The organism is bacterium (genome assembly GCA_037128595.1).
In the GTDB taxonomy this organism is placed as follows: Bacteria; Verrucomicrobiota; Kiritimatiellia; order CAIKKV01; family CAITUY01; genus JAABPW01.
In genome coordinates, this window is the sequence record JBAXWB010000011.1 from 120,654 (window position 1) to 131,939 (window position 11,286).

Here is an 11,286-nt window from a genome sequence, read left to right on the forward strand (position 1 = left end):
AGGATTATGATTACGATTAAGATTATGATTATGAGTGAAATGAAAACCCATGAAGCCACGCCATCATCTGACCTATTGCCTGAATGTTCATCCGGGAGAGACCTGGGCGGAGAACCTGGCCGCCATCCAGACGCATACCCTGGCGATCCGCGACCGGGTGTCCTGCGGCCAGCCGTTCGGGCTGGGCTTGCGGTTGAGTCACCAGGCGGCCAATACCTTGTGCCAACCTGACGCACTGGCCGCCTTTAAACAATTCATGGGGGAGCAGAACCTCTACGCCTTTACCATCAACGGCTTCCCCTATGGCTCCTTTCACACCAGCCCGGTCAAGACGACGGTCTACAAGCCAGACTGGTCGACCCCGGAGCGTCTCGATTATACCCTTACCCTGGCGCGCATCCTGGCGGCATTGCTCCCGGAAGGGACCGACGGCAGCATCAGCACCGTCCCGCTCGGCTACAAGTTCACTCCGGGGCGGGAGGACGCGGGCACCCCCTCCAGCGAGATGATGATCAAGTTGGCCGAATGCGCGGCCTCCCTACATGACATTCACATGAACACCGGCCGGGAGATTCATCTCGGACTCGAGCCCGAACCCGACTGTCTTCTCGAAACAACGCCGGAAGTCATTCAGTTTTTCGAGCAGCAATTCATCCCTCATGCCATTCCGCAGGTCGTCGCACGCCTGTCCTGCACCCGCTCCGAGGCCGAAGCGATCCTGCGCCGCCACATCGGTGTGTGTTTTGACACCTGCCATCTGGCTATTCAGTTTGAAGATCTGACCGAAAGCCTCGCCCGGTTTGCCGGGCATGGCATCCGGATCTCCAAAGTCCAGTTGAGTTCCGCACTGGAGGTCACGCCTACCCCGGCGGCCCGAGCCCGGCTCACTGACTTTCTCGATCCGGTGTATCTCCATCAGGTCAAAGCCCGCCCCCCTTTCCGTTATGCGGATCTGAAGGAGGCGCTGGAAGGCCCGGCCACTCCGGAGACGCCCGACTCACTCTGGCGGATCCACTTCCATGTGCCCCTCTATTTCGAGGGGCATGGTCCACTCCATGCCACCGCCAACACCCTGAATGCCCGGTTCTGGAGTCAACTCACGACCCTGCCGGCCGGTCACCTGGAAATTGAAACCTATACGTTCCACGTACTTCCACCAGCGCTGCAAGCGGGCGGGGTGGTGGCCAGTACGGTGCGGGAATACGAATGGGTTAACGGGAAGTTACGGCATTCATCCTGATGGTTTCTCCTAGCGATCGATTCCCTGATACGGTAACGTGCTGATCCGAATCATGAAATAATTTCAACGTGGAGAATAAAGTTTATGGTGCTCAATCCCGAATGGCGCAGACGCATTAATAACTGGATGACCGTGATGCCATCCATGTACTTCAAGCCCCTTGGCACGGTCCCCTTCAAAGGCTTCGTGACGAAGCAGCAGCTCACGGCGGATCAGGCCCTTAAAGGCAAGTTTACGCTGATGGCGCCCGGAACCGACTGGGGCGGAAAATGGGATTACGGCTGGTTCAAAGGGAGCGTCCGCCTGCCCAAAGAAGCCGCCGGCGAACGGATCGCCATGCGGGTCAACGTCGGGGGCGAAGCGGCCATCATGCTGAACGGCATGAATTTTGGAGCCAACGACATCGGCCACAAGGAAATCACGTTGACGCAAAAGGCCAAAGGCGGCGAAACATTTGAGATTCTCGTCGAATCATATGCAGGCCACGGCCCCCGCGTCGAGGGGGGCGGCCCCTGTCCCCATGGGCATGAGATGGTCCCCGAACCGCCTGCCACCCAGGTGAAGGTCGGGGTCAGCGCCTTCGGCATCTGGGAGGAAGAACTCTTTCAGCTCCGCTTCGATATGGAAACCCTGTTGCAACTCAGGGACAGCTTGGCCGACCATGAATCGTTGCGCGTCGCGGAAATTGATGATGCCCTCATGGAAGCCACACTGGTGATTGACTTGGAGCTGCCACGGGCGGACATGCTTAAAACCGTCCGGAAGGGCCGTGCGCTTCTTAAGCCCCTGCTTGAAAAGAAAAATGGTCCGACCTCGGCGCGCATGACCTGCTTCGGGCATTCCCACATCGATGTCGCCTGGCTCTGGCCCCTGCAGGAAACCGAGCGCAAGTGCTGCCGGACCTTCGCCTCGCAACTGGCCCTGATGGAAGAGTATCCCGAATACAAATTCCTGCAGAGTCAGCCGCATCTGTACCAGATGGTCAAAACCAAGTATCCCGCCCTTTATCAGCGGATCAAGAAGGCCGTCAAAGCGGGCCGCTGGCTCCCTGAAGGCGGCATGTGGGTTGAGGCGGACACCAATATCACCGGCGGGGAAAGCCTGATCCGCCAGTTCATCCATGGCAAGCAGTTCTTCAAGCAGGAGTTCGGTGTCGACAACGAACTCATGTGGCTGCCGGATGTCTTCGGCTATAGCGGCGCGATGCCCCAGATCATGAAAGGGTGCGGCATCAAATATTTCTCCACCCAGAAGATTTTCTGGACCTACAACGGGGGCGACCCGTTCCCCTACAATATCTTCAACTGGGTCGGCATCGATGGCACCAAGGTCCTCTCCTATCTCCACAACGACTACAACTCCGAAACCAGTCCGAAGGCGATTGCCCAACGCTGGCGGGAGCGCGTCCAGAAGGACTCGGTGCACAATGCCCGGCTGGTCCCGTTCGGGTGGGGTGACGGAGGCGGCGGCCCGACCCGTGAGCATTTTGAATTCCTGAAGCGGGGGAAAAACCTGGAGGGCCTGCCGCGCTGCGAAATCGAAGCCCCTGGCGCTTATTTCAGCAAGCTGAATACCTCGAAACTCCCCTCATGGGTCGGGGAACTCTACTTCCAGGCCCATCGTGGCACCTATACGACCCAGGCTAAAACCAAACAGGGAAACCGCCGCTCGGAGCTGGGCTTGCGCGAGGCCGAACTGTGGGGCGCCACCGCCGCCCTCCTCGCCCGCTTCCCGTTCCCGCTCAAGCAGGCGGATGGGCTGTGGAAGGCCGTCCTGCTGAATCAGTTTCATGACATTATCCCCGGCTCTTCCATTCACCGGGTCTACGAGGAAGCGGAGGCCGCTTACGCCAACGTCATCAGCAAGGCGGACACGATTGCGGACAATGCCAGAAAGGCGCTGGTCAAAAACAACCCCGCAGCCCTCACCGTGTTCAATTCCCTCTCATGGAAACGGGATGCGATCGTGGAACTACCGGCTGGCTTCACCCACGCGGAAACCATGCATGGCGAAGCCCTTGTCACCCAGGAGAGTGGCGGAAAAACCTGCGCACGGGTCAAGGATGTTCCCGCCTGCGGCTGGGTGTCCATCCGGAAATCATCTAAAGCGCCGGTCGTCACGAACCCCGTCAAAGCGAGTCGGACCAGCCTGGAAAACGAATTCCTGAAGCTGACCCTGAATGCCTGCGGGGAGATCACAAGCGTGATTGATCGGGAAACCGGCGAGGAATTTGCGGCCGGCCCCTGCAACCGTTTCAAGCTCTACAAAGATGTCCCGGGCTTGTTTGATGCCTGGGATATCGACAGCATGTATAAACAGCAGCCGGTTGAACTTGATCGCAAGGCCACCCTGAAGGTCGTCGCCCAGGGCCCGCTCTGTGCGGCGGTGGAAGTGACCCGCCTGATCGGCTCGTCCAAACTGAGCCAGAAGATCATCCTCCGGTCCGGCAGTCGCCGGATCGATTTCAAAACCACGATTGACTGGAAGGAGAGCCACAAGCTCCTGAAGGTCAATTTCCCGGTCACCGTCCACAACGAGGATGCCCTGCACGATATCCAGTTTGGTTACGTGAAGCGTCCGACGCATGCCACACGCCCGTACGATGCCGGCCGCTTTGAGGTCTGCAATCACAAATGGACCGCCCTCGTCGAGGAGTCCCGGAGCGCCGCCGTCCTCAATGACAGCAAGTATGGCGTCAACGTGGAAGGGAACAGTATCAACCTGACGCTTCTGCGCGCGCCGCTTGCGCCCGATATGACAGCCGACAAGGGCATTCAGGAGTTCACCTATGCCTTCTATTGCCAGAAGGGTTCCTTCACCCACTCCGGCATCATTCAGCAGGCCTATGAATTGAATGTGCCGGTGACCACCGCCAGGGGTGCCGCGGAGACGGCCAGCCTCTTGAGTCTGGATGCCGGTAATGTGATCGTCGAGACCGTCAAGCCGGCGGAAGACGGCTCAGGGGACCTGGTGATCCGCCTCTACGAGTCGGTGCACAATGCCACCCAGTGCCGCCTGTCCGTGGGCCTCCCCTTCAAACAGGCCTTTGAGACCAATATGCTCGAAGGTGCCGCCAAGGAGATCAAAGCCCAAAACGGCTCGCTGCGCCTTAAATTCCGTCCGTTTGAAATCAAGACGATCCGGCTGAAGGGATAAAGGCCTGACGGCAGAATCGGCTGACTTGAATCAAGCCAGCAACACGACGGCTCGGCAGGGACGCCTCGCCCTACCAATTAAATCAGGTGTTGTTCGAATGTGCATTCGGGTAGGGCGAACCGTCCCGGTGAACCGCTTGTGCTTAGAGCGTCCGGCTATCATAAGCCCAGTGAAGCAGGGCTTGGCGCTGGCGGGGCCGGCAGTGGATATCTCCGGCAGGACAGGCTTTCTTCAACTGGGCCACATGGCGGGTCATGGCTGCCCAGCGCTTGATCTGGCGTCCATCATCAGGGCCACGCCGCCCCATGTAATACCGGCAGTACCATTGGAACCAGCCACGCGGATCCTCGGCACAGATCCAGTCCTTCTCGCGCCAGTAACTCAGGGGTTTGGACGCATTGACCCCAAAGTAATTCAGTTTGGGATTACGCTGAACCGGGCTCAGCTTCGCTTTTACAAACCAGGCCTTGGGAAATTCATCCTGACAATCGGTCATGTATTTCCCGCCGAAAACGCCCATTTCCAGCATTTCCTTCGGGGTTAACTCAGGATCGAATTCAGGATGAAAATGGTGACCGACCGGCTCTGTCAACCAATAGACAAAGCCGGTCTGCATCCGGTCGTTGACAACCACTTTCCGTTTTTCCATTACGCCTTGAGTTTGAGCGCAATGCGGGCCACATGAGCGCCTTGGAAGCGGGCGCCAGCCAATTCGTTCTCGCTTGGCATCCGTTCGCCCTGTCCACCGGTAATGGTGGTCGCGCCATAAGGACTGCCCCCGGTCACTTCCGCAAAGCCCATTTGCCCGGCAAAGGCGTACGGCAACCCCACGACGATCATCCCCTGATGCAACAGCGTGGTGTGGAAACTGAGGATGGTCGACTCCTGGCCGCCATGCTGGGTCGCGGAACTGCAGAAAACGCTGCCAGGCTTCCCGACAAGCGCACCTTTCATCCAAAGCCCACCCGTGCTATCCAGGAACTGACGCATCTGACCGCACATATTGCCAAACCGGGTCGGTACCCCGAATATGATGGCATCCGCCGCAACCAGGTCATCGGTCGTTACCACCGGGACATGCGCCATGCGTTTCTGGGCATCAATCGCGCCCATCTTACCCAACACCTCGTCCGAAAGGGTTTCCGGCACCCGCTTGATGATGGCCTTGCAACCGGCTACTTCGCGTACGCCTTCTGCCACCGCTTCCGCCATCTTGTAGATATGTCCATACAAACTGTACTCAACAATTAAAACGTTACTCATAGTCACATCCTTTCGGTTCTTGTTCTTACTCGTAATCGCACTCCTGTATATACGTCAGGCACGTATTCACGAGTTACATCGTAGAGAGTTACGATCAAAAAGCAAGGGCAAGAACAAAAAAACAAGCGTCCCTTACCCGATGGCCACGGAACCGGTTTCGCCGGTGCGGATCCGCAGGCACTCATGCATGTCGAATACGAAGATTTTACCATCCCCGGTCCGCCCGGTCCGCGCCCCTTCCGTAATGGCATCCATGGCCGGTTTCACGAACTCATCGTTGACGGCAATCTCAAGTTTCACCTTCTTCAGCAGGGTGCCCGCCTCCTTATGACTCCGGTACACCTCGGCGATGCCCTTCTGCCGGCCCCGTCCCACCACATTGGAAACGGTCACCAATTGAATGTCTTTCTTCAACAACAGGGCCAACACCTCGTCCAATCGATCCGGCTGAATAATCGCGATAATGTATTTCATGATTTCTCCTCATTAATCCAATACGGTATATCCTGACTCACGATGCTGGGTGAGATCCAGTCCAATCGCCTCTTCATGCTCCTTCACGCGCAAACCGATGACAAAGTCCACCACCTTGAACAAAACCAGCGACATCACAAACGAATAGGCCATGGTGATGCCCACCGCCTTGAGCTGGATCCACAGCTGCATCGGATTGCCATAGAACAGGCCGCTAACGCCGGCCGGATTGACGGACCGGGTGGCCCAGATGCCCACCGCGATGGTACCCCAGATACCCCCGATCCCATGAACCCCGAAGGCGTCCAGCGAATCATCATACTGGTATTTCGCCTTGAGAGCGGTCACCGCCAGCCAGCAGATAATCCCGGACAGCAGACCGATCCAGATAGCCCCCGATACCGCCACATAGCCCGCCCCGGGCGTGACCGCCGCCAGCCCTGCCACGGCCCCGGTGATCATTCCCAGCGTCGTCGGCTTGCCAAATTTCACCCAGTCCAGAATCGACCAGACCAGGCCCGCCGCCGCCCCGGCAATATGGGTGCACATAAACGCGCTGACGGCCACGTGATTGGCGGCCAGGGCACTTCCCGCATTAAACCCGAACCAACCGAACCACAGCAACCCGGCACCCAGCACGGCCACCGGCAGATTATGCGGCGGCGAAATCGCATCCGGGAATCCCTTGCGTTTACCCAATACAATCACCGCGGCCAGCGCGGCCATACCGGCATTGATATGGACCACAATCCCGCCGGCAAAATCCACAGCCCCCATCCCCCCCTGGGTGCCCAGGAAGCCGCCCTGTCCCCAGACCCAATGCGCCACGGGGTCATACACCAGGGTGGTCCACAAAATACTGAACACCACAAAGGCGGCAAAGCGCATGCGCTCGGCAAAGGCCCCGATGATCAGGGCCGGCGTAATCACCGCAAACATCATTTGAAAGATCACGAAGGCGGTGTGGGGCACCGTGGGGGCATAAGAGGAGGCCTCCATTCCCACATTCTTCAGCCCCACCCAATCCAGGCTTCCCACGATGCCAAACAGGTCAGGACCAAAGGATAAGCTGTACCCGCAAAAAACCCATTGCAGACTGATGACACTCAGCATCATGAAGCACTGCATCAGAATGGAGAGCACGTTCTTCCGTCGAACCAGACCTCCATAAAAGAAGGCCAGTCCTGGCGTCATCAGCATCACCAAGGCGGCTGATAACAACACCCAGACCGTATCGGCCCCATTAATTCCCGGACCCACGCCGGCAGACGTCGCAATCGAAACCTGATCCCCGGCCCATAACACCGCCGGCATCAATCCTGCCATCACCACCACAAACCCCAGCCAACGTTTTGTTAACCACATGCCCGGATCCCCTCTGCTTTCACATGCTATTGCTCAGCCATTCCCACATCCATGTCGGATTAAGTCAGCCTCACGCCCTTTACCGACCCTCATTTGCACAGACCTCGTTTGTAACAGCAAAGGTTGTACCAACTGAAAAAATATCTCTCTTAAAAATCAGGAACAAGGAAGGGGTTTGAGTTTTAACATATTGAATTCGAATAAGTTAAATCAGATGAATTTTTAATTAATAATACTGCTGCCAACATCATAGCCAACCTGAGGCGAAAATATTGCCTACAATTTTGTAGCATAAAACTTAAACACGACATATTTGAATAGATTATCAATGTCATTGATGATGTAATCCGGCAATACACAAAACTGGAGACACGCATGCAACCCATGACCGGAAAAGAACGCTTCACCAATACCTTGGCCCTCAAACCCGTGGATCACAGCCCCTGTCACGAGGATCTCTGGCCCGAAACCCATCAGTTATGGAAAGACACCGGCTTGCTTAAAGGTGATTATATCGAACAGTTCAAACTGGACCTGCGTTGCGGCGGTTGGCCCAACAATACCGTCGACCTTGATTTCAAGCCGGTCGTGCTCGAAGAGACGGACGACACCCAGCTCATCCTGGATGGCAATGGGGCCCAGCTCCGCCGCCACAAAAAACATTCCGCCACCCCGGAGCATGTCAACTTCAGCGTCACCGAACGCAGTACCTGGGCGGAAAAGGCCAAACCGTTCCTGATCGGAACCGACCGGCGCCGCATCGCTTTCGAGAACTACCGGACCACCCGCGCCCAAGCTCATAAAAACCAGGAATTCTACTGCTGGTCCGGAATCGGGCCGTTTGAGATGATCCACCCGCTCTGCGGACACGAACATATGCTGGTGGGCATGGCGCTGGATCCGGACTGGGTCAAAGACATGGTCATGACCTATGTAGACCTGACCATCCGGCACCTTGAAGTCCTCTTCGCCGAGGAAGGTCTTCCCGATGGTGCCTTTATCTACGAGGACATGGGATTCAAGGAACGGCCCTTCATGTCACCGGAAATGTATGCGGAGATCATTGAGCCCGGTCATAAACGCATGTTCGACTTTTTCCACGGAAAGGGCCTGAAGGTCATCGTGCACTCCTGTGGATTTATCGAGCCGCTCGTGCCGGGCTTGATCCGCGCCGGCATGAACTGCCTGCAGGCCATGGAGGTCAAGGCCGGGATGAACCTTCCCCGCCTGGCGAAACAATACGGTAAACAGATCGCCTTTTTCGGCGGCGTCGACGCCCGTGCCCTCATCAGCAATGACCGGGCGATCCTTGATGCGGAAATGGACCGGACCATTGGCGCCCTTATGGATATGGACTGCAGCTATGTGATCCACTCCGACCATTCGATCCCGCCCGAGGTGAAGTTCGAGACCCTGGAATACTTTTTCGAGCGCGGCCGCCGTATGACCGCCCATCGGTAAGATGAGGAGGATGCTGAGGAGATTTGGGAGTTGCGCGATTGCTTGACGTCGCGGTTCAGATAGTCAATGCACCCGGTAGCCCACCGCATCGGACCGATTTTGCGGCTTTCTGCGGCACTTGGTCCGAGGAAGAATTCAGCGCTTTCGAAACTCGCGTGGCTGACATGGAAAACATGCCACTGAGAGTGGATCGCATCTGCTGACCTACGACACCCATTTTTCAGACGTGCCCGGGCTCCTGCTCTGGCAAAACTGAGTTTAACGCCATCGCCGCAAACGCCTCGCCTCCCGGTTCGACAATCCGTGTAACGCCCGAAAAGATTCCGGAAAGTTGAATTAGGGGCCATCATGCGCTGAACTCGTCACGCCCGAGCTGAACCCAGCGCGCAAATCGCTGGGGCTCATTTTCAACCGTGTGGGTATCCTTCAGAATCATGGCCGTATTCAGGGCACCGGCATGCTGGAGCGTTTCCCGGAACTCAAGGCGGATTTCAGCCTCATTGAAACCCATGCAGACCGGCGTTGGCTTGGGTTTACGGCAATAGACGTACTTGCGGCCAAACATTTCGGCACAACGGGCCTGATCGCTCCAGGGGGCCACGGAGAGGCAGCGCAGATTCGGGATTTGACTGACATATTTCCAGCGTCCTTCGCTGGCTTCGCAACACCCATAGTAATTGAGCCCGAAGCGCTCCAACAGGGGAAACTGGTAGGGAAAGATATATTCCCCAAACATATCAGGGGCGACCCCGACGGTTTCCTGGGATTCCCCAAACCCCCAGAGATGGTTGAGCTGAACCCGACCGCTAACCGGTGCCTCAAGTGAAGGCAGTTGGCGGGTGTAGCCAAGGCCACCGCTCCCAATGCCGATTCCCCCATTATTGTAACCCAGTAGCCCTTCCTGCTCGAAAAAGGTGATAAAATTCAGCATATCCGATGAAAGAAATTTCATCAACCGATGAAGCCCCTCCGGATGGTCATACATGGCAAACATGAAGTTTTCGAGCCCAAGCAATTTGATTGCAGTCCACGTCAACCCGCAGGTCCACCAGAAGGCGGGCTGTGTCCGAACGATCAAAAGATCACCCAGTGTATTCTCGGCAAGTTCAACGCTTCGCGAGGCAGCCGCGCGATCGACGGTAATGGCCCGGAAATGGAGCTTGTCCAGATCGCTATCCAGGTTCTGCAGCACGGGCTCGTCGTGATAGGCACCACCCTGCTGGTCACTGAGGGTCTGCTGGAAAGGAATACCGAAATCACTGGCCGACACCGGACACCCCACGGTGAATACGGGATCGAAGGCCGCGTCATCCCGGATCACATCGTGTTGATAGAGGGTCTGGCGCAGCGAAAATTCCCAATGGCGGGCCTGTTCGCTCTCACATTCGACCGGTAACGTTGCGGCAATTTCCCTCCATGAGCCCTCCGGCGAAACCAGAAGCAAGGGAGGCCCCTCATGGTTGAGGTCGTTCAGGGCCGTCCAGCGCCGCTTGAGCTCGAGATTTTCCGGGGAATCGGCAATCTGGCGACAGCGTGCGGCCAAACTGCGGAGAATGTTAATATCATGTTGAGTAAAATCCATCATCTGCCTCCGTCATATCAAAATTTAAGCAACACCTCCGCTTGTGACTGATTCACATAAAATCAAATCACGTACAAATATACTTCCAATAAGTACCTCTGGAGGATTATATACGTTTATGAAACATGAAGTATCACTGAATCGTGATTCGAATAAACTGATGGCGTTTCCGCACGTGCAAATGCTAGGTCACAGGTTGATACGCAAAATCGACGCGGGGACATTACCGCGCCACGTGAATCCGGGCATCGAAATCTGCTACATCCACAAAGGCCGCTTTAACTGGAGCGTTGAAGAAAATCCGGTCTGTGCGCTACCAGGGACCACCACCCTCACCTTACCTTGGCAGCAGCATGGCGGAACACGCGAGGTGATGGATATCGGGGAGCTTTCATGGATTATTCTCCGACCGGATCGGTTTGATCGTTCCGGGAAACTCAGACTGGGAACATGGTCATCCTTGCCCTCTGCCGAACAGCACTACGTGGCCCGCCAAATTCTGGAAGCACCCTCACCTATTGTGATTCCGAAGTATGCATCCGTATGTATTTTTTTTAAGGAGATCCTGGCAGAGGTGGAGACCCAACGTCACGGACGGATCTGGCGTGTGAACCGGCTGATAGACGAGCTCCTTCTATCTCTGGCACGCGCGCTGGAGCGCTCAACACTGGGAACGCAGCGGGAGGCATTTAACCCGAGTTCGCCAGTTGGGCGGGTATTGAAGTTGTAAGTCATTGGAAATCAA

9 protein-coding genes are annotated in these 11,286 nt (G+C 56.5%); 4 read left to right on the plus strand and 5 right to left on the minus strand.

Annotated elements, in window-relative coordinates:
* The first annotated feature begins 49 nt into the window (after positions 1-49).
* Together eboE and WCS52_08895 are read left to right on the plus strand one after the other, a co-directional pair.
* Positions 50-1,240 carry a metabolite traffic protein EboE gene (eboE, locus tag WCS52_08890; protein ID MEI6167297.1) on the plus strand — a complete coding sequence of 397 codons (1,191 nt, stop codon included), beginning with the start codon at positions 50-52 and terminating at the stop codon, positions 1,238-1,240.
* Positions 1,241-1,324: 84 nt separating this feature from the next.
* Positions 1,325-4,396 carry a glycoside hydrolase family 38 C-terminal domain-containing protein gene (locus WCS52_08895; protein MEI6167298.1) on the plus strand — a complete coding sequence of 1,024 codons (3,072 nt, stop codon included), beginning with the start codon at positions 1,325-1,327 and terminating at the stop codon, positions 4,394-4,396.
* A 142-nt stretch (positions 4,397-4,538) separates the two neighbouring features.
* Here the strand turns inward: WCS52_08895 and WCS52_08900 are convergent, their stop codons facing one another.
* From WCS52_08900 to WCS52_08915, 4 genes are all read right to left on the minus strand, one after another.
* Positions 4,539-5,045, minus strand: a complete 507-nt coding sequence (locus WCS52_08900) for a hypothetical protein (protein MEI6167299.1) — start codon at positions 5,043-5,045, stop codon at positions 4,539-4,541.
* Positions 5,045-5,659 (minus strand): NAD(P)H:quinone oxidoreductase, encoded by a 615-nt coding sequence (wrbA, locus tag WCS52_08905; GenBank protein ID MEI6167300.1) that lies wholly within the window; start codon positions 5,657-5,659, stop codon positions 5,045-5,047. The genes WCS52_08900 and wrbA overlap by 1 nt, the downstream gene beginning before the upstream one ends.
* 132 nt (positions 5,660-5,791) lie before the next feature.
* Positions 5,792-6,133 carry a P-II family nitrogen regulator gene (locus WCS52_08910; protein ID MEI6167301.1) on the minus strand — a complete coding sequence of 114 codons (342 nt, stop codon included), beginning with the start codon at positions 6,131-6,133 and terminating at the stop codon, positions 5,792-5,794.
* Positions 6,134-6,145: 12 nt separating this feature from the next.
* Complete coding sequence (locus tag WCS52_08915; protein MEI6167302.1) at positions 6,146-7,498, minus strand: ammonium transporter; 1,353 nt, start codon at positions 7,496-7,498, stop codon at positions 6,146-6,148.
* A 375-nt stretch (positions 7,499-7,873) separates the two neighbouring features.
* Here WCS52_08915 and WCS52_08920 point away from each other — a divergent pair, with 375 nt between their 5' ends.
* The gene (locus WCS52_08920) at positions 7,874-8,959 is read left to right on the plus strand and encodes a uroporphyrinogen decarboxylase family protein (protein MEI6167303.1); all 1,086 of its coding nucleotides are present in this window, start codon (positions 7,874-7,876) and stop codon (positions 8,957-8,959) included.
* Between the two features lie 346 nt (positions 8,960-9,305).
* On the opposite strand, the gene WCS52_08925 is transcribed toward WCS52_08920, so the two are convergent.
* Positions 9,306-10,544, minus strand: a complete 1,239-nt coding sequence (locus WCS52_08925) for a hypothetical protein (protein MEI6167304.1) — start codon at positions 10,542-10,544, stop codon at positions 9,306-9,308.
* A 115-nt stretch (positions 10,545-10,659) separates the two neighbouring features.
* On the opposite strand from WCS52_08925, the gene WCS52_08930 reads away from it, so the two are divergent.
* On the plus strand, positions 10,660-11,271 hold the full coding sequence (locus tag WCS52_08930) for an AraC family ligand binding domain-containing protein (GenBank protein MEI6167305.1): 612 nt from the start codon (positions 10,660-10,662) through the stop codon (positions 11,269-11,271).
* Positions 11,272-11,286: the final 15 nt, after the last annotated feature.